Raw genomic sequence first — 19,159 nt, 5'->3', positions numbered from 1 at the left:
TTACCGCGGGTAAAATAATTCAAGGTTCGTCCGCGCCGTCATGGTGCCTTGACGACCATTGAAGGCCAGATGGCCGCTTTGGCGGCGGGACGGCAAGCAGGTTACACCGTTCCCTTGATCAGGCCAAGGGGAAGAGGCTCGGGACGAGAGCAGGTGGTGGTCATGCTGTAATATTGGCCGCTGTCGTTCGAGGCGTGAACGGCGTGCATCAGCTCAAGCACATGGTTGCCAAGCTCGCCGCTGGCCCGGTTGCGGCCGCCTTCCAGAATGCACTTGGCCATGTCGGCCACGCCGATGCCCCGGCTGTTCTCGGCGTAGCCGTGGGTGTACGGCATCTCCATGAAGCTGTCGCTGCCGGTGGTTTTCACCTTGATCACGCCGTCAAAGGTATTCGGATCGGGGACGATCATGGTTCCCAGCGTTCCGTAAATTTCGATGTTCGGCAGGGAAGAGGCCCATACGTCAAAACTGGTGATGATTGAAGCGATCGCGTTGTTTTTGAATTTTAGGGTGCCGACCACATGGGTAGGGACTTCAACGTTGATCGTTTGGCCGAATTTTTTGGAGCTTGTGATCGTTCGTGTCGGGAAGTTGATTCCCGTCATTCCGCACACCTGCTCAACCGGTCCGAGCATGCTGACCAGCGCGGTGAGATAGTAAGGACCCATGTCGTACATCGGTCCGCCGCCGGGCTGATAGTAGAACTCAGGATCCGGATGCCAGTGCTCATGACCGTGACAGAGCATGAAGGCGGTTGCGGCCACCGGCGTGCCGATGTAACCGTCGTTGATCAATTTGATGCAGGTTTGAAGCCCTGCGCCAAGGAACGTATCCGGCGCGCAGCCGAGCAGCAGGCCTTTGGCTTGGGCGATCCCAACCAGTTCTTTGCCTTGCTCCAGCGTCAGGGACAGCGGTTTTTCGACGTAGACATGTTTGCCGGCTTCCAGCACCTGTTTACACACCTCAAAATGCACTTTAGGAATGGTCAAATTGAGAACGATCTGAATTTCGTCGCAGGCAAGAAGCTCTTCTACGGTCATCGCATGCGGGACATGCCATTCCGCAGCGGCTTGCTCGGCCCGTTCTTTGTTCAAGTCGGCGCAGGCATATACCTCGGTATCCGTAAACAGTGTTGTCAGGTTTTTAAGGTAGATGCCGCTGATCGTGCCGCAGCCGATAATTCCCACTTTAACTTTTGACATCGTTTTTCCGCCTTTCATCCTTTATTCATTGGAATGGTAATCGTGATTCGGGTTCCCAATCCTTTATGGCTTTCGATATGAAAAATATGGGCCGAATTATAGTAGATTCCGAGCCGTTCGATCGTCGTTTTGAGGCCGACGCCGGAGGTGAGCCTTTCTTTGATTTGCGTAATTTTGGCCTCGTCCATGCCGGCACCGTCGTCTTCCACGACCAGCAGGATGCAGTTGTCATGAACCAAAGATTTGACGGTGATAAGACCGGGACCGGGTTTTCCGCGTATCCCATGGTTGATAGCGTTTTCAACCAAAGGCTGCAGCACTAATCGCGGAATTTTATAATCAAGCGTTCGTTCGTCAAAATCGGTGGCAACCTCAAATTTGTCGCCAAATCGGTATTTCAGGATGGTGAGATATTGTTCGACGATTTCGAGCTCTTTCCGGATGGTGATTTCCTCGTTGCCGTTGTTCAGGAACGCTCTGTAAAACTTTCCAAGCGCTTTGACGATCTTGTAAACGTCCTTGTTATTCCCCGAGATGGCCAGGGAGCTGATCGCATCGAACGTATTGTAAAGAAAGTGCGGCTTGATCTGATTTTGCAGCGCTTCGAGCTCCATTTTCCGCTTGGTGGCCTGCTCGCTGATAATGTTGTCGAATAGCTTCTGGATTTCCTGAATCATCATGTTGTACACATTTTTCAGCTTGCCGATTTCATCGTTCCCGGTTTTGATCGAAACCTCTTTAAACACCCCCCTTTCTACGGTTTTCATCGCATTGACCAGCTTTTGAATCGGTTTGGAAATCAGCAGGGAAGTAAAAACGATTCCAAACATCAATAAAATCCCATTGACCAGCAGTGTTATGAAGAAAATAATCGTATAAGTTTGGTCCTGTCTGGTAAGCTCGTTAAATGGAGTAATGCCGATCAGCTTCCAATGGAAATCGGTGTTCAGGTTGGATACGATATACTGCCGTTTCCCGATTTTCTTGACTTCGGAGTGATCGTTCCTCCCAAGCGCACTGCCGATCACCGAGGTGAAGCCCCGGTTCTCCTCAAGGTCCGTATGAATGAAATCCCGATTGGCCTCATCCTTGAGTAAGTAATGGGTGTTGTAAGCATTGTTCTTATCCTGGTTCAGATACTGGTTGATATAGCTCTCCGAAATATTGATCATCAAATAGCCGATGGGCTTTTGGGTATCAATATTGTTGACAAGGCGGATCAAGGAGATATAATTCATGTCCTTGCCTTCGAACACTCCGCCTCCGTTCAGCTTAAGCAGATAACCGCCATTGCGCCGAATCAGTTCGGGGAACCAGGAAGCGCTTTGAATTTTTGCCAGGCTGACGGCTTTATAAGAAGAGTTGTCGGCGTAATATTTGGTGCCGTCCATGTCAAACACATAAATAGAAGAAATCGTTTCGTTGAAGTTCATGGATTCCTCAAGATAGTTTTCAACCTGCCGCTGCAGAAGGGGGTTATTATCTTCATTTTTTTTACTCAGGGCATTCTGCAGGGTTTGGCTGGAGAGCAAAATCTTCTCCTGGTTATTCGCCGTTTCTATTAGAAGATTCAGGTTGGAATTCACGGTTTTCACCGTTTCCAGCGACATTTGGCTGACCTTGCCGGTCATGACGCTGTAATTGATCTGCTTATAAATAATGGTACTTAGAAACATAAAAATAATGATGGTAATCGAATAATACACCATGATCTTCGGGGTAATCTTGAGGTCCATAAACCATTTCTTCAATCTCGTCATGTCATACAGCTCCTTATGTGCGAGGCTTAAGGACAACCACATTCTACTATGATTTTGGGGTGAATTATATACGGTTCCGAGCTTAAGTAAAAAAATTAGAGGATGTAGTCAATATATTAGATTCAGATTCCGAGGCAATTTCATTATCATGAAAGCGTATCAAAAATGCTATGACAAAAAAAAGGGAGGATTTCAGAATGAAACGATTCACGAAGACGGTTGTCTCTGCCGTGCTTGCCGCTACACTCGCAGTAAGCTTGTCTGCATGCGGCAGCAGTAATTCATCCACGAACAACAGCAGCAGCGGCAACGGCAGCAACAGCGGCAGCGAGGCAAAAACAGAGAAGGTGACACTTTCCTTCTGGGGAATCAGCACCGCCGAGCCGGAGAAATCGGAACTTGACGCGATCATTAAAAAATGGAACGACGAAAATCCAGATATTCAAATTGAAGTGAGCGGTACGGAAAATAACGCTTATAAAACGAAAATCAAAACGGCGATCGCCGCAGGCGAAGCTCCGGATATTATGTATTCTTGGACAGGCGGTTTCGCGCAGCCATTCGTAGAAGCCGGCAAAATCCTTAAGCTGGACGATTATTTGACGGACGAAGCCAAAAGCGGAATGCTTCCCGGCGCACTCGACAACGTAACTTACGACGGCAGCGTTTACGGGATCACTTACGGACAAATGGCCGGCGCCCTTTACGTCAATACCGAGCTGTTCGACAAATACGGGGTCAAAGTTCCGACCACGTTCAGCGAATTGATGACCGCGGTGGATACGTTTAAGAAGAACGGCGTAAAACCGATGATCACCGGCGAAAAAGACCAATGGCCTGGCATGTGGCTGTACGATATGCTGGCACTTCGTGAAAGCGGTACCCAATTGTCCCTGGATGCGCTCAACGGCAAAGCTTCCTTTACGGATCCGGCTTTCGTGAAAGCGGCCGAGAAAGTGCAGCAACTCGTGAACTCCGGCGCATTTGACAAAGGCATCCTCGGCATGACGGAAGACGAAGCGGAAGCCGAGTTCAATCAAGGTAAAGTCGCCATGCTGTTCGGCGGCAACTGGATGGCGTCCAAAATGGAAGCCGACGATTCAATGGTTAAAGGTAAAATTAAAGCCATCCGTTTCCCTGGGATCGAAGACGGCAAAGGCGATCCGACCGAATATGTCGGCGGCGGCAGTGACGCTCTCCTGATCAACGCGGATACCAAATACAAAGATCAAGCGGTTAAGGCCGCATTGTACCTGGCTCAAGCTCAAGCGGAAGAAGGTTACTTGACAGGCATCAACCTGCCAACCTGGAAATACGACTCACTGGATCAATCCAAAATCAACCCGCTGGCCAAACAAATCATGGACGATATCGTAACCGGCTCCAAAGGCAGCGTACCGGTTTGGGATATCTATTTGAACGGCGCCGACGCGCAAACGCATAAAGATCTGGTTGCGGAAGTATTCGCTAACCACATTACGCCTGAAGATTACGGCAAACAAATGCAGGACAAAATGACAGGCAACAAATAACCGGGATTTTCTTGCAAAGCTTTCGTATCTAAAAATTCCCTGCCGATATACCTTCCCGTATCATTGGCAGGGAAATTTATTCCGTTCGAAAAATCTTAGGTTTGGATACAGGAAACCCTCTACTGTCTTAGAACATAGACATATTTCTCACGAATTCCGCTCAAAGGAGGCAGCACAAGGATGCAAAAATTGCTTGGCGATAAAAAGGCCATTTTTGTTTTTGTCTTCCCGACGTTTCTCGTCTTTACCGTCATTATCATCCTTCCGATCTTCTTCTCGGGGTATTACAGCTTTCTCAAATGGGACGGCTTCTCGAAAGGGCAATACATCGGATTTCAAAACTATGTGGACTTATTTGTAAACAATACGGACGGTTTTACGAAGGGCGTAAAAAATTCAATCATTCTCGCCGTCGTTTCCGTCGGAATACAGCTTCCAATCTCGCTTTTGCTCGCTCTCATATTATCAAGAGGGGTAAAGTTCGAGAAGTTTTACAGAACGGTTTATTTTATTCCGGTTATTATTTCAACGGTGGTTATCGGGCAATTGTGGATGAAAATCTACCATCCGAGCTACGGGATGCTCAACATCATCCTGACGAAAATCGGATTAAACTCATGGACCCAGGAATGGCTCGGCAGCACAACCACGGCGCTTGGCGCGGTCTTCGTGGCGCTCCTTTGGCAATATGTCGGCTATCATATGCTGCTGATGTACGCATCGGCGAAATCGATTTCCCCGGATATTTACGAAGCGGCCACCATCGATGGAGCGGGGGAGGCCAAGATGGCGCTCAAAATCACGATTCCGCTGATGAAACCGATTTTGCGCGTATGCGTCGTTTTTTCCGTCATCGGTTCGTTTAAAGCCTTCGACCTGATTTACGTGCTCACGAACGGCGGACCGCTGCATTCTACAGATGTACCGACAACGGTCATGTATACTTCGATATTTGCCAAATATCAATACGGCTACGGCAGTTCCATGGCGGTATTTATCATTGTGGAATGTCTGATCGCAACCTTGGTTATCCAAAAAATGTTCGGCAAAGATCCGGTTTATTGAAAGGGGTGTAAACGATGGAAGGCAATGTGATGTTAGCGACGAATCCAAGCCCTAAAGCGAATTTCAATGTTAAAAGAATCGGCAAATGGCTCCTTACTTTGGCTTTGTGCGTTTACGCCTTTATTCAGGTGTATCCGCTGATCTGGCTGTTATTGTTCTCATTTAAAGACAACAACGAGATTTTTGGCGGGAACGTGCTTGGCCTGCCGCATGTATGGAGAGTGGCCAATTATACCTCGGCGCTGACGACCGGTGATGTAGGCGTTTACTTTTGGAACAGCCTTCTCGTTACTGTAGCGACGATTGTCATCTCAAGCGTTCTGCTGGCGGCGACTTCCTATGCTATCGTACGGATGAAGTGGAAGATGAACAATCTGTTTCTGACCTATTTTCTGATCGGCTTGATGGTTCCGATTCATGCGACTCTGCTGCCGATGTTCGTCATTTTGCGGAATGTGCACCTGCTCAACACGTACATGTCCCTGATCATTCCTTATGTAGCGTTCGCGCTGCCGATGGGGATCTTTATCCTGACCGGCTTTCTCGGCAATATTCCACGGGAGCTGGAAGAAGCGGCCTGCATCGACGGATGCAATATCTACCAAATATTCGGCAGAATTATCGTTCCGCTGCTGAGACCGGCTTTGTCTACCGTGGCCATTTTTACTTACTTGAGCTCCTGGAACGAGTTGATGTTTGCCAATACATTCATCAATGACGACAAGCTGAAAACGCTGACCGTCGGGATCATGTCGCTGGCCGGGCAGCATACCACGGATTGGGGACCGATCGGGGCAGGTTTGGTGATCGCCACCATCCCGACGCTGCTCATCTATATCTTGCTCAGCGAACAAGTGCAGAAAAGTTTAATTGCCGGGTCCGTCAAAGGGTAATACAATAGGTGAAAACGGCTTGTAAAGGGAAGGAACCTAGCTGTGAATCATTTATTTGTCCGCGACAGACTATTTTACAAAAGCTTTTTCGGGCTGACCCTGGTGATCGCGCTCCAGAACGTGATTTCATTCGGCGTCAACCTCTCGGATAACCTGATGCTTGGCGGTTACAGCGAATCGGCGCTTTCGGGCGTGGCGCTGGCCAATCAGATTCAGTTTTTGCTACAGATGATCGTAATGGGCGCAGGAGAGGGCCTGGTCATTTTGGCCTCCAGATTCTGGGGGGCGAGAGATGTGCAATCGATCAAAAAAGTCAGCAGCATCGGCATGCGCGTGGCCGTAGGCCTAAGCATTATCTTATGGCTGATCGTGTTCATTTTTCCTCACGGGAGCTTGTCGCTTTTTACGGGGGATGAAAGCGTCATTGCCGAGGGCGTGAAATATATTCGAATCATCTGCTTCTCTTATGTCTTTTTTGCCATCACCTTTACGCTGCTTGCTACGATGCGAAGCGTAGAGACGGTGAAAATCGGCTTCATCATTTCCTTGTCGACCCTGATCATCAATGTATGCCTGAATTATGTTCTGATCTACGGTCATTTCGGGTTCCCGGCGCTGGGCGTACGCGGTTCGGCGATTGCCACGCTGACGGCGAGAATTATTGAATGCTGCATCATCTTTATTTATCTCAAGCGTTTCGACCGGAAAATTTTTCTGCAGCTCAAGGATTTCTTCCAGTTTGATATGGGGATGTTCAAGCAATACCTGCGCGTGGGTTCTCCGATTCTATTGTCCAACGGGCTGTGGGGAATCGCCATGGCTGTGCAAACCGGCATACTCGGGCACATGGGGGAAGCGGCAATTGCCGCGAACAGCATCGCGACGACGATTTTCCAGATCGTCTCCGTGGTGACCTACGCCTCCGCCAGTGCAACGGCGGTCATTATCGGCAAAACGATTGGCAGCGGGCAGGTTGACAAGATCAAGGCTTATGCCAAAACGCTGCAGATGATGTATGTGTTTATCGGCTTATGTACGGCGGCCGTGCTGTTTAGCGGCAAGGAATTGGTGCTCGGGCTCTATACGATTTCACCGGAAGCGAAAGATTTGGCGCTGCAGTTCATGACGGTTCTGTCGGTGACGGCGTTCGGCACGGCGTATCACATGCCTTCTCTGACGGGAATCGTCCGCAGCGGCGGCGATACCAAATTCGTGCTGTACAACGATTTTATTTTCATGTGGCTCATTGTGCTTCCGTCTTCGATACTGTGCGCCGTCGTATTCAATCTGTCGCCGGTAATTACGTTCATCTGCCTGAAATCCGACCAGATTCTGAAATGCTTCGTGGCGCTCGTCAAAGTCAACCGGTTCCGGTGGATACGGATATTCGGGGAACCGAGCGGGAAAACGGCGCAAAGCTGAAGTTGGAACCGGCTTGGCGTTCATAAAAAAACCAAAGGCTGCTCTATCGTCGCTTTGACGAATAGAAGCAGCCTTTTTTATCGGTAAGGAGAGACGCGCGGGACGGGAGAGGGGTTGGGGGAACCCCGCTTACTTGTCTTGGGCGCCTAATACCGGTTGGTAGCTTGTCGGAACATAGGTCGTTGCCGTTACGTCCGAAATAACTTGCGGATAAAATTGATTCGGGTCGGGTGCGACAATGCGGTAATTCACAAGCGCTTTGCCGTCTTTAAAAGAGATGCTGGAGATTTCAATGCCGTATCCCGGGTGGGGTACGGTAGCCGACACGATTACCTTATAGATGTCGCCGGAAACAACTTCGCTCTTCAGCTTGGCGGAGTACATATCGCCCGGCGTAGGATCGGTGACCGGCGGCGTGTGGCTCTTGATGAAATCCAGCGTACGGTCGATCATTCCCGCCGCTTCGCTGCGGGTGATAAGCTGTGTCGGACGGAAGTTCCCGTTTTTGTCCAGCTTGGCGATGCCGCTGTTCAGCAGCTTTTGGATGCTGTCCATATATGACGAGTTAACGGCTTTGCTGTCCTTGAACTCAGCGTACATCATCGTCCAGACGAAGTCGCCTTTGTTGCCGAGGCCTTTGAACAACCAGTGGCTGAACTGCTCGCGCGTCACTTTGGCGGAAGGATTAATATCCTTCGGAATGTCGAGGCCGTAGTAATTGGCGATGATAAAGGCTTGGGAGTACCAAACGTTGTCTTTTACCTTGGTGTAGTAGTCGCTTGCTTCCGGCGCTTTGATAAAGCGGATCGTATCGAAGTTCAGATCCAGCGCTTTGACGATCAAGGATACGGCCGAGGCGCTGTCCAGCTTTTGCCAGGGGTTGAACAAACCTTTGGCATCGCCATTAAACAAGCCTTTCTTCTCCAGATGCTGGATCGACTTTTCTTCGGGGTCTCCTTTTACATCTTTGAAAGCGGATGCGGTTCCGCCGAACATCAAGCTGAACACAACGATCATCAACAGCGTCAGCTTGGGGAATTTGGATAACGGATTGTTTGGTTTCATGCATATACCTCCTGAATGTTGAATTAATTCGATTGAAGTCATCTCATGCTGCCCATTCATTTTGCTCATTTGAGCGGGGGCTTGTTGTAAACAAACGATATGAGAACTCGCGGTCAATTGGCCAAGAGCAGTCGATGCGCGGTGGCATCAGCACTTTGTCCTGCGCTTCAATAACGGGCGTTACAAGCCTTCGATCAGCGCTCTCTGCACTTCAACGGGTGCTTTCAAGCCTTCGATCAGCGTTCCCTTCGCATTCGCGCTTATTGCCGCATGGCGCTTATCAAATCCCTCCTTATGCGCAAATTTCATTTTTCTTTGACCTTCTGACGCAGCTTCGGGCCAAAATGTTTCACTTTATCCTTATTTTTCCCGCGAAATGATTCGGTGATGCGATAAACCTGCTGTTTCACTGCCTTACTACACTGCCTATTTTCAACGCAAAATGCTGCACAAAGTACAACATTTTGGACGTACCGTACGGTAACAGCCACTAATGTTGTAAAAAGTGCAACATATTAGCGGCAAATCGGCTTAGAGTGACGAAAAGTCTGGGAATTATTGCACGTAGTACAACATTTTAGTCCTTTAACCCGGTTTAAGCCCTCAATTGTTGTATGAAATACAACATTTACAGTCTATATGGAGTGAGTGTGTTCAACGGGCTTCGTTTTGGTGGGGGAACCGCCAGCTACAGGTATCTATGCGGAAGAAGGAGCAGGGTTTCACGGATTTCTGTGCTTTCTGGCGCTTCCCGAGTCAAACCAACCTGCACTGAGTAATCTGTATTGAGTAAAAATCAGGTTTGTCCGCCAATCTTAAAACAGCCAAAAAAGCGCCCCTGGGAGTTTTCCCCTAAGCGCCTTTTCTGCTTGGCCGCAAGTTGACTGTAACTATTTATGCGATTACCGGAAAATCCGGTCGATCTCAGCGATTTCTTCAGGAGTCAGCGACATCTTTAACGTGTTTAGGTTGTCCAGCACCTGCTCCGGCTTTTTGGCTCCCGGAATGAGCGCATCGATCGAATCGCGCGTTAAATACCAAGCCAGTACGACATAGGCGACTTCGGTATTTTTGGCGTCCGCGATTTTGCGTACCTGCTCGACTTTTTGCAAATTGCTGATAAACAGCTCGCCCTGGAACAGCGGATTTCTGGACCGGCCGTCCGCAAATGTTGCGTCTTTGGTGTATTTGCCGCCCAAGAGGCCTGCCGCAAGCGGGAAATAGGGCACAAAAGAGATGCCGTGTTCTTTCACATAGGGCAGAAGCTCTTTCTCCGCATCGCGTTTGAACAGGTTGTATTCGGACTGCAAAACATCGATATATCCGTCCTTATTGCCCTCCCGCATCTGCTCGATCGAGAAGTTGGACACGCCGATGGCGCGAATTTTACCTTCGTCCTTAAGTTTTTTCAGTTCCCCTACCGCTTCATTCTTAGGCGTAGTCTCATCCGGAAAATGAATATAAAACAGATCGATGTAATCCGTTTGCAGCCGGTTCAGGCTGCTTTCGACCGCTTGCCGCAAAAAAGCGGGGGAGTTGTCGAAGACCACTTTGCCGTCCACGAATTTGTGCGCCCCTTTGGTGGCGATGACGACATCGTCGCGGCTGCCGCGCTCTTTCAGCACCTCGCCAATCAATTGCTCGGAGCGTTCCGGGCCGTAATAGAACGCTGTATCAAGGAAATTGATTCCGTTCTCAAGGGCGGTACGGACAACCTGCTTGCCGGTTTCTTCGCTCAGGTTCGGATAAATATTATGTCCGCCGACGGCATTTGTACCGAGCCCTATCGGATTCACGTACAGTTCGGTTTGGCCGAGTCTGACTTTTGCCACCATGTTTCATTCACTCCTTTAAGGTTGAGAGATTCTTTATTAATTATATCAGACGGTGAACCCGGAGGTCATTTCATTCAATTGCTTGGCCATTCGCGCCAGCTTGTCCGCAGTGTCGTCGATTTCGGTCATAGTGCCGAGCTGCTCCTGAATGCTTGCATTGATCGACTCCGTTCCGTTTGCGATGTCGCCGGTTGAAGCGGCGATGTTTTCGATCGCTTTTTCCATTTCCTCCGTGCTCTTGGCTTGCTGTTCATTATCGAAATCGATCCGGGCGATTTGGCCGACGATTTCCTGAATGCTGCTTAGAACGTAACCGATGCTGTTTCCGGCTTCAACCGCTTTCCGGACGCCTTGCTGCACTTTGTCCGCGACTTCGTTTGCCGATTCGACGGCCGTGGCGGCTTTTAGCCGATTGTCGGACACAAGCGCGGCGATTTGCCGAGCGGCGATATCGCTCTCGTCCGCCAGCTTTCTGATTTCGTCCGCCACCACGGAGAAACCTTTCCCGGCATCGCCCGCCCGGGCTGCTTCAATGGCGGCGTTTAGAGCCAGCAGATTGGTTTGGGCGGCGACGCCGGAGATCATAGCTGTAATATCGCCGATTTGTTTCGAGGAGTGGTTGAGCCCGTCGATCGTTGCGGCAACAAGTCCGGTAGAGGCCTCAATAGCCGTAATCGAAGCGGTGATTTCGGTGATTTTGGCGGCTCCGTCTCCGGCTGCTTGCTTCAACTGCATGCTGGTTTCAGCCGTTTTTTTGCTGGTCTCGGCGGTATGGGCCGAGAATTTCGCCATTTCCGCCAGGCTTGCCGTCGTTTCTTCGGCGACGGCCGCATTTTCCGAGGTGCCGGAGACGATTTCCTCAACGGTGGCCGAAATTTCTTCCAAAGCGGCCGTTGAAGTGCCGGTGGCCCGGCTTAGCAGCTCGCTGGAAGAGAAAATCATCCCTGCGGAGTCGATCATTCCCGAAATCATCCCCTGCAGCTTGCCGACAAAGGCGTCAAAACTTCGGCTCAGCTCGCCGAGCTCGTCCTTGCTGTGGTAACCGATTCTTCCGGTCAAATCCCCGTTGCTCTCGGCAATTTCCTTTAACCTCGACGTCACGTTCGTGACCGGAACAACGACCGCGCGGGCGATGAGAACGGATAGAATCACAGTAATCACGGCGCATACGATCAGCAGTGCCAGCAAAGTGATCAGGGTAGTTCGATAAACGACTTGGCTGTTTTCGTAGGTTTGTTCCGCTAAATTGATATGCTCATTGATCCACTCGTCCATCGCGTGAGTCAGTCCGGTTTTGGCCTCATCCAGGGCTGAGATCTCCGTTGGCGCTCCGCCTTGGAGAGCGGTTCCGCCGGATATGTTGGCGGCAGCATCAACGCCGGCCTGCCCTGCCGGGCTCGCATCGCCATCCGCCGGACCTGCGATTCCATGACTAAAGCCGTCCAGAAAAGTTTTCATGGCAGCGTTATATGTATCGTACTTAGGCAGAACGTTTTTCACCTCGTCCGTATCCTTGTATTCGCTCAGTCCCTGGCTGATCGAGGACTGAAGCGCGGTTATTTTTCCTCTGATCGAGGCGCGCTCCGTGTCATCTCCGGCGTCCAAATAGGAGTTGGCCAGGGTTCGCGTCGATTCCATATCGGACTCGATTTTTTCCAGCTTCACGATCGGAATCAGCCTGGAGTTGTTTAATTCTTTAACTTTGCCGTACACATCGGAGATTTCTATCATCCCAACCAGGCCGATCAGCAATAAAAAAATGAAAAAGCTGATGGACAGCAAGCGGATTTTGGGTGCAATTTTCATGTTCCGAACAAATCTCAATGGATTGTCCCCCTTTGCGTTGGTTTGTATAATGTGATTACATAGCCAGTGTAGAAGGCTGGGCTTAACTTCATATGAAAACCGGCTGAAAGTTTGCTGAAATGCATGGGTTCAGAGGCGTTGAAGAACGAAATGAGCAACTAGGAGGGGGCTTAGTTTCATGGGACTCGAAATTGAACGCAAATTTTTGCTTGAAGAATTTCCGGCGCAAATGGTCGAGGAGGGGAAGCTGATCCTGCGGACGGAGCAGGCAATCGATCAAACTTATTTGGCGCTCCATGAGGAACAGGAATTGCGGGTGCGCAAAATCGAAGATCTGCATACGGGGAAAGTTGAATACACCCATACGTTTAAGAGAGGCTTCGGTTTGTCCCGTGAAGAAGTGGAAGTTTCCATCTCTCAAGGGATCTATGAGCAAATCACTTCAATTCATGACGCGGTTCCTTTGAAAAAGCGGCGGATTACCGCAGAGTGGGAAAGGACGGTCGTCGAAATCGACTGTTACGATCAGTTGGATCTTATCGTTGTGGAGGTTGAATTTGATTCCGAGCAGGAGGCAACCGAATTTCGACCTCCGGCATGGTTTGGACGGGATATCAGCACCGATAAACAATACTCCAACAAAAAAGTGTGGCGAGAGCTGCAGCAGAAAAAAACGGAAGCCTAGGCTCCCGTTTTTTTCTGTGAATGTTGATTTAACCGCGAGAACCGCGGGATAAATGACAATGATCCCGGGGCTCTCGTTATTCAAACGCAAGTCCGCTTCCTTCGCGAAGCAAAAACTTGTAGTTGTTCCGAATAAACTCAAGCACTTTGTCGCAAATGATCCGATGTCCGTCCTGATTTGGATGGATGCCGTCCGAACATAGAAATTTCGTGAAATCCGGATGCTCCAGAAAAGCTCCCCGAACATCGATATATTTCGTTTTGGTCAGCTCGGACACTTTGATGATGGTGGAATTGTACCTTTCCTGCCACCAATAGATTTTCGTAACGCTGCCAAGCCATTTAAGTATGTTTTTTTCGGCTTCCGGATCATTTTTACTCACCCACTTGAAATATTTGTCGGCATTTAAAGGGGGGAGACTCATTAAGATCGGGATGATTTGCTGGCTTTTCAAATAATGGATCGTTTCCGTCAGCATTTTTTCAAACATGTTAAAATCGGTTTTCGGGCTGTGTTCCGCGTCGGGATTGTCAGCAATTTCGTTCCAATGGAAATCGCAATCGTTGCCGCCGTATTCGATCAGTACGATATTTGGCTTCTCTTTAAGAACATCCTTCTTGAGGTTGCCAAGTCCCTTGATCAAAGTGTTCCCGAATCTGGCGGTGTTACGCACCGCTCCCTTCAGCTTGTTCTGAAGAAGAGACACATAGTTGTCTTCCAATACGACGTATTTGCTCTTGTCCTCATCGTAAATCACGCCTTTGGAAATGGAGTCGCCAGTGACAATGTACTTGATATCGCCGATCGACAAGCCTTTGATTTCCTCGCTCACAATCTCACCCCATTCCAACCTTTGCCCGGCTGGTCTTATTAATCTTATTGTAGTTTAGTTATCCCGGAATGCGCAAGTAAGCCTGATCCTGAAATGGAAGCAATTTTGGCAGGGAGGCCAGGAAGGTGGACAAACAGCGGGCAAGAGTGAGAGAATACATGTAGATCATTCATACTTAAGGGGGATGTAATGACTGTGACCATACGGTTCGGCACCATTGGGACGAATTGGATTACGGAACGATTTATTCAAGCTGCGCTGGAAACGGAGCAATTTGAACTGAAAGCGGTATATTCCAGAGCGGAGGACAAGGGCAAGGAGTTTGCCGCCAAATTCGGGGAAGCGAAAGTGTATTCTGATCTTGAGGCTTTGGCTTCCAGCGACGACATTGAGGCGGTGTATATCGCCAGTCCGAACTCATTTCATGCCGAGCAGGCCATACAAATGATGAATCGCGGCAAGCATGTGCTGTGCGAGAAACCGATGGCCTCGAACGCCGCCGAGCTCAAGCTGATGATTGAAACGGCCAGGCGCAATGATGTGGTGCTGATGGAGGCGCTGAAGTCCACATTGATGCCCAATTTCCGCAGCGTTCGGGACAATCTCTATAAAATAGGCCGGGTACGGCGTTATTTTGCAAGTTACTGCCAATACTCATCGCGCTTTGACGCATTCAAGCAGGGAAAGGTGCTGAACGCGTTTAATCCTATTTTCTCGAACGGTTCCTTGATGGACCTGGGGATTTATTGCATTTATCCGTTGGTTACGCTGTTCGGCAAGCCCGAATCGGTCAAAGCCTCCGGCGTTATGCTGTCCTCGGGCGTCGATGGGGAAGGCAGCCTTCTTATCAATTATAAAGATTTGGACGCCGTGATCATGCATTCCAAAATCGCCGATTCCTATCTTCCCATGGAAATTCAAGGGGAGAATGGCACGATGGTCATCGATAAAGTCAACCAGCCTTACGAGGTCAAAATTTATTATCGCGACGGTTCGGTTGAAGATATCACGCGATCGCAGCCTCAAGAGTCGATGTATTACGAGGCTTTGGAGTTTATTGAGCTGATTCGCAGCGGCCAGCGGGAGAGCGCCATTAATTCGCTCGAAAATTCGCTGATCGTCTCCGAGATCATGGAGGAAGCGAGAAGTCAGTTCGGGCTTCGCTTCCCGGCGGACGATAAGATGACGGAGCAATAAATATACGAATATAGCGGAAAAACCGGCCCAACCAGGCTCCGGTTTTTTTGTGTTTACGGTTCGAAAATTGGATTGCTATAGGCAAATGCTGCATAATATGCAATAATTTTGTCCATCTGGGCGATTGAAGACCGATTTGTTGTAAAAATTGCAACATGTTGGCGGCAAAACGGCTTCGAAATGGACGATGCGGTCAGAACTAATGTAAGAACTGCAACATTTCAGCCTTATCACTTGACGTACCGTTCCCAATATTGCATGAACTGCAGGCGTGTTGATTAGCCCAAAAAAAGTAGAAAAAAGGATGCCGATTCGGTAAAGTGTTTGTACCCCTGCAAACATCCGAAACGATCCATTGTTTTGCAAACGGTATTCTCCCGTGAGCCAATAAACGACAGCGAGCCAAGCGGCAGAGTCCCCGTTCAATTCCTGCATAAATACAGGTATTTTCGGTGAAATGGGCAATTTGATAGAAAACCTGCAAAAGTACAGGAAATTAGCGGGTACAGGCACCAATGCAAGCGAATATGGCGTGAAAAGATGTACTTTTGCAGGAATTGTAGTCATATCGGCGTTGTGAGAAGAAAAAGATGTATTTTTGCAGTTTTTTTAACTTCCAGCTCTCCAGCCTTTCCAGCCCCCCCCAGCCTTTCAAGTCTTCCAGCGACACGATCGAGACACGATGAACGGGTTCAAAGCCCGGAGATTATTTACAAGACCCGATAGCAAAATGAAGTGCTTTTATGCGGGATCAAACAGCATCTGAATGTCACTAAACTGTTTGGGACAAAGCCTAATGTGGTGTACGCCAGTTGTATACGGCCTTGCCTTGCTCGTAGATGTTGCTTAAGTTTTGGTTTGAACTGGGGAACTCAGGGGTTCACGTTCCCGCTCCGTTGTTGCTTCCCCAATTTGACCGCTTGTTAAGGTGCAGGAATTATCTGTTGAGTGGAAATCGTATTTGTTGAGCGGAATCTCGTTCCCTAATATTGGTTAATCAACACGCCTGCAATGAACTGCAACATTTCGCGGCCAGATCGAGTCTCCCGGCTTGAGCGGGCATACAAGCGGCAGCGGCTGCAGGGTCTTGCAGGACAGGGCTATGGTATGGAATTACGTTACTCGTATTTCAGCACCAGATGCGTTTCGTCTTTGCCAATGTCGATCTGTTTGGCTGCGGCGTTCCAGGCAACTTGAGTTCCCGCAAACCCGTTCAGGAACCGGATCGGCACAAAAGCGCGGTGTCTCCCTTTTCTAAAGCTGATTTCTTCTATCGGGTTATACTCGGAACAAATGTGTCAAATTTTGAATGACTTTATTGAAATAACCGGGCTGGTCCAATTTTCTTATTGCAACCGTTTTCATGTCTAGGGTAGGATAAGGAATGAGGTGAGGGAGCATGGATAAAAAGTGGCTGGCCGGCGTAGCGGTCTTATTTGTTTTACTGACCTATTTGTTTATCAGCTTTGTGCATCATTCCAGCAAAATGGGCAGTATCGTGAAAGAATTGCAGGGACATCCCGGAAATGGGGATCACCGTTACCATATCGTGCTCATCGAACAGGAGCGTTACAACCCGTATTGGGTCAGAGTGGAAAAGGGAGCGGAGGAGGCTGCCCAAAAATACGGCATCGATATCGAATTTGCCGGGGCGATCCGCAACAATATGGACGAACAGCTCAGCTTGCTGGAAAAAGCGATCGCCGCGCGGGTGGATGCGATTATCGTTCAGGGCTTAAATGAAGAGAATTTTACGCCGGTGATCGATAAAGCCGTCAAACGCGGCATTCCGGTCATCACCATCGATACGGACGCTCCCGGCAGCAAGCGGCTGGCTTATGTGGGCACGAATAACGAGGCGGCCGGTGAACGTTTGGGCCGGCTGATCGTTGAGACGACCGGCGGCGTAGGCAAAATCGGCGTTATTATCGGCAGCGATCAGGCCGAAAGCCAGCTTCAGCGACTGGATGGGCTCAAGAAGATCGTTGCGGATTATAAAGGTCTGGAAGTCGTCGAGGTGCGCAGCTCGAACATTTCGCATATGCAGGCGATTCAGCAGGCGGCCAATATGCTGATGAGACATCCCGATATCAGCATTATGGTCGGCACAAGCGCGACGGACGCCATGGGCGTGTTGCAGGCGGCGCAAAGCTTGAAGCGGGATACCGTCAAAATTATCGGCTTCGATAACCAGAAGGAGACGCTTGATGCGATCAGCCGGGGACAGATTGAAGCGAGCGTGGCGCAGCAGCCTTTTCTGATGGGCCAAATGGCCGTGCAGCTGCTGCATGAGCATTTCCAAGGTCAACAGCTGCATTCCGACTATTTTACCGACGTAAAAGTACTCGACAAAAGCAACGCGTCGGAAGGAGGAAGCCTGTGACGATCCGCAGAAAGCTGTTTATTTTTATTCCGCTGCTGGTGCTCCTCATGAGCTCGGTTTCCTTTTTCCTGTTCGAAAGCAGCAAAAATGTGCAGGAAAGCTACCACCTGATGATGAACCGGATTTTGCTCTATAAGGAAGTATCCAATGAGGTCGGACTTAACATGCAGTCCTTGAACCGCTATATTATGCAAATGGACACGGACAGTCTGCCGGGAGTCGTGCAGCATCTGGATGCGGTCAAGCAGCTCCGCAAAGAGCTGGATGGTCTGGAGACCATTGGCAACAGCGATCTGCCGCTCGTGAATTACCGCAACATCATCGATACCTTTCTGGAGCAGGCGGAAGGGATGATCGCCCAAATCGAATATCAGGACTACAACACCATAGCCGGGGAATATATTGAAGCGGAGCAGACGGAGCGTTTCATCCGCGAGGAAGCCCAGGAACTGGTGGACATCGAGCTCGAGCAATACAAACCGATCTATCAGGAAATGATGTTTACGACGGACAAATTGAACAAGTACGGGATTTTAATGGTGGTCACGGTTGCGGCGCTCAGCATTATGCTGGCCATGTGGCTGTCGAGCAGCATTATCGAACCGATTCGCCGGCTCGTCTCGACGGCCAAGCAGATTTCCAAAGGACGTATGGACACGAAGGCGCCTGAAAGCGATAAAAACGATGAGATCAGCATCCTGTGCCGAGCTTTTAACGGGATGATCGACAATATTCAGAGATTGATGGCGGAGAACATTAAAAGCCTGGAAAAGGATCGGCTTGTAAAAGAGCTGGAATTGAAAGCGCTGCAGAGTCAAATCAATCCTCATTTTCTGTTTAATACGCTCAATTCCATTTCCAAGCTGGCTTATATTGAAGGGGCTTCAAAGACAAGCGATCTGGCCGTATCCGTGTCGCGCCTGCTCAGATACAATCTGCAAAAGCTTGATCAGGCGGTGCCGCTTCGCGAAGAGGTTGAGCATGTCACCGAATATATCAATATCCAGAAAGCGCGGTTCCGCGACCGGATTGAATTCGTCATGGACATCGACGACCGGGCGCTCGACAGCTTGATTCCGTGCCTGACGCTGCAGCCGATTCTCGAAAACGCCTTTGTGCACGGGATCGAGCATATGGAGGAAGGTGCCATCCTGAAGCTGGGCATCGGATATCATGAGGATTCGGTTGAAATCGAAATCAGGGATAACGGCGTTGGCATGAGCAAAGAAACGGTGGAAATGCTGCTGAAGTCCATCCGGGAGGACACGCCGCGCATTGGCGGCGCCAAACGCAAATCGACCGGGCTTGGAACGCATAACGTATTCAAGAGACTGCATTTGTTTTTTGACGGGAAACAGGACATCGCTATCGACAGCACGGAGGGAGCGGGAACGACGGTTTTGTTCAGGCTGCCGTTTATGACGACGGCTCCGTAGGCGTATGCGAACTGAAAGGAGACATCTGGGTCGTCCTTGTGAACGA

General features: G+C 49.6%; 15 protein-coding genes. 8 read left to right on the top strand and 7 right to left on the bottom strand.

Going from position 1 to position 19,159, the window contains the following annotated elements:
- Positions 1-101: 101 nt before the first annotated feature.
- Positions 102-1,202 (bottom strand): Gfo/Idh/MocA family protein, encoded by a 1,101-nt coding sequence (locus tag ACI48K_RS01750; RefSeq protein WP_475025841.1) that lies wholly within the window; start codon positions 1,200-1,202, stop codon positions 102-104.
- Between the two features lie 14 nt (positions 1,203-1,216).
- A complete protein-coding gene (locus ACI48K_RS01745; RefSeq protein WP_475025840.1) occupies positions 1,217-2,962 on the bottom strand; it encodes a sensor histidine kinase in 1,746 nt (581 codons plus the stop codon).
- 197 nt (positions 2,963-3,159) lie between these two features.
- Here ACI48K_RS01745 and ACI48K_RS01740 point away from each other — a divergent pair, with 197 nt between their 5' ends.
- The 4 genes from ACI48K_RS01740 (at position 3,160) to ACI48K_RS01725 (ending at position 7,874) form a co-directional block, all read left to right on the top strand.
- Positions 3,160-4,494 carry an extracellular solute-binding protein gene (locus ACI48K_RS01740; protein WP_475025839.1) on the top strand — a complete coding sequence of 445 codons (1,335 nt, stop codon included), beginning with the start codon at positions 3,160-3,162 and terminating at the stop codon, positions 4,492-4,494.
- Positions 4,495-4,674: 180 nt separating this feature from the next.
- Positions 4,675-5,559, top strand: coding sequence for a carbohydrate ABC transporter permease (locus tag ACI48K_RS01735; RefSeq protein WP_475025838.1), 885 nt, complete (start codon positions 4,675-4,677; stop codon positions 5,557-5,559).
- 14 nt (positions 5,560-5,573) lie between these two features.
- Positions 5,574-6,452, top strand: a complete 879-nt coding sequence (locus ACI48K_RS01730; protein ID WP_475025837.1) for a carbohydrate ABC transporter permease — start codon at positions 5,574-5,576, stop codon at positions 6,450-6,452.
- 42 nt (positions 6,453-6,494) lie between these two features.
- Positions 6,495-7,874 carry an MATE family efflux transporter gene (locus tag ACI48K_RS01725; RefSeq protein WP_475025836.1) on the top strand — a complete coding sequence of 460 codons (1,380 nt, stop codon included), beginning with the start codon at positions 6,495-6,497 and terminating at the stop codon, positions 7,872-7,874.
- Between the two features lie 129 nt (positions 7,875-8,003).
- On the opposite strand, the gene ACI48K_RS01720 is transcribed toward ACI48K_RS01725, so the two are convergent.
- From ACI48K_RS01720 to ACI48K_RS01705, 4 genes are all read right to left on the bottom strand, one after another.
- Entirely contained in the window at positions 8,004-8,939 is a 936-nt protein-coding gene (locus ACI48K_RS01720) for an S-layer homology domain-containing protein (protein WP_475025835.1), read from the bottom strand.
- A 180-nt stretch (positions 8,940-9,119) separates the two neighbouring features.
- Positions 9,120-9,248, bottom strand: coding sequence for a hypothetical protein (locus ACI48K_RS01715; protein ID WP_475025834.1), 129 nt, complete (start codon positions 9,246-9,248; stop codon positions 9,120-9,122).
- A gap of 593 nt (positions 9,249-9,841) precedes the next feature.
- Positions 9,842-10,774 (bottom strand): aldo/keto reductase, encoded by a 933-nt coding sequence (locus ACI48K_RS01710; RefSeq protein ID WP_475025833.1) that lies wholly within the window; start codon positions 10,772-10,774, stop codon positions 9,842-9,844.
- A gap of 45 nt (positions 10,775-10,819) precedes the next feature.
- Complete coding sequence (locus ACI48K_RS01705) at positions 10,820-12,598, bottom strand: HAMP domain-containing methyl-accepting chemotaxis protein (protein WP_475025832.1); 1,779 nt, start codon at positions 12,596-12,598, stop codon at positions 10,820-10,822.
- Between the two features lie 160 nt (positions 12,599-12,758).
- Here ACI48K_RS01705 and ACI48K_RS01700 point away from each other — a divergent pair, with 160 nt between their 5' ends.
- The gene (locus ACI48K_RS01700) at positions 12,759-13,265 is read left to right on the top strand and encodes a CYTH domain-containing protein (RefSeq protein WP_475025831.1); all 507 of its coding nucleotides are present in this window, start codon (positions 12,759-12,761) and stop codon (positions 13,263-13,265) included.
- Between the two features lie 76 nt (positions 13,266-13,341).
- Here the strand turns inward: ACI48K_RS01700 and ACI48K_RS01695 are convergent, their stop codons facing one another.
- Positions 13,342-14,097 (bottom strand): SGNH/GDSL hydrolase family protein, encoded by a 756-nt coding sequence (locus ACI48K_RS01695; RefSeq protein ID WP_475025830.1) that lies wholly within the window; start codon positions 14,095-14,097, stop codon positions 13,342-13,344.
- A gap of 189 nt (positions 14,098-14,286) precedes the next feature.
- Between ACI48K_RS01695 and ACI48K_RS01690 the strand changes: the two genes are divergently transcribed.
- The 3 genes from ACI48K_RS01690 (at position 14,287) to ACI48K_RS01680 (ending at position 19,113) form a co-directional block, all read left to right on the top strand.
- A complete protein-coding gene (locus ACI48K_RS01690; protein ID WP_475025829.1) occupies positions 14,287-15,294 on the top strand; it encodes a Gfo/Idh/MocA family protein in 1,008 nt (335 codons plus the stop codon).
- Positions 15,295-16,693: 1,399 nt separating this feature from the next.
- A complete protein-coding gene (locus ACI48K_RS01685) occupies positions 16,694-17,677 on the top strand; it encodes a sugar-binding protein (protein WP_475025828.1) in 984 nt (327 codons plus the stop codon).
- A complete protein-coding gene (locus ACI48K_RS01680; RefSeq protein WP_475025827.1) occupies positions 17,674-19,113 on the top strand; it encodes a sensor histidine kinase in 1,440 nt (479 codons plus the stop codon). The genes ACI48K_RS01685 and ACI48K_RS01680 overlap by 4 nt, the downstream gene beginning before the upstream one ends.
- Positions 19,114-19,159 lie beyond the last annotated feature (46 nt).

The organism is Paenibacillus terrisolis (genome assembly GCF_056171975.1).
This window is presented reverse-complemented; position numbering and strand designations above follow the sequence as displayed.

Bases quoted from the DNA above. Each gene is read 5' to 3' on its own strand.
- ACI48K_RS01685 (WP_475025828.1), top strand. From the start codon at position 16,694: ATGGATAAAAAGTGGCTGGCCGGCGTAGCGGTCTTATTTGTTTTACTG.
- ACI48K_RS01720 (WP_475025835.1), bottom strand. From the start codon at position 8,939: ATGAAACCAAACAATCCGTTATCCAAATTCCCCAAGCTGACGCTGTTG.
- ACI48K_RS01700 (WP_475025831.1), top strand. From the start codon at position 12,759: ATGGGACTCGAAATTGAACGCAAATTTTTGCTTGAAGAATTTCCGGCG.
- ACI48K_RS01710 (WP_475025833.1), bottom strand. From the start codon at position 10,774: ATGGTGGCAAAAGTCAGACTCGGCCAAACCGAACTGTACGTGAATCCG.
- ACI48K_RS01750 (WP_475025841.1), bottom strand. From the start codon at position 1,202: ATGTCAAAAGTTAAAGTGGGAATTATCGGCTGCGGCACGATCAGCGGC.
- ACI48K_RS01740 (WP_475025839.1), top strand. From the start codon at position 3,160: ATGAAACGATTCACGAAGACGGTTGTCTCTGCCGTGCTTGCCGCTACA.
- ACI48K_RS01745 (WP_475025840.1), bottom strand. From the start codon at position 2,962: ATGACGAGATTGAAGAAATGGTTTATGGACCTCAAGATTACCCCGAAG.
- ACI48K_RS01715 (WP_475025834.1), bottom strand. From the start codon at position 9,248: ATGAAATTTGCGCATAAGGAGGGATTTGATAAGCGCCATGCGGCAATA.
- ACI48K_RS01735 (WP_475025838.1), top strand. From the start codon at position 4,675: ATGCAAAAATTGCTTGGCGATAAAAAGGCCATTTTTGTTTTTGTCTTC.
- ACI48K_RS01690 (WP_475025829.1), top strand. From the start codon at position 14,287: ATGACTGTGACCATACGGTTCGGCACCATTGGGACGAATTGGATTACG.
- ACI48K_RS01730 (WP_475025837.1), top strand. From the start codon at position 5,574: ATGGAAGGCAATGTGATGTTAGCGACGAATCCAAGCCCTAAAGCGAAT.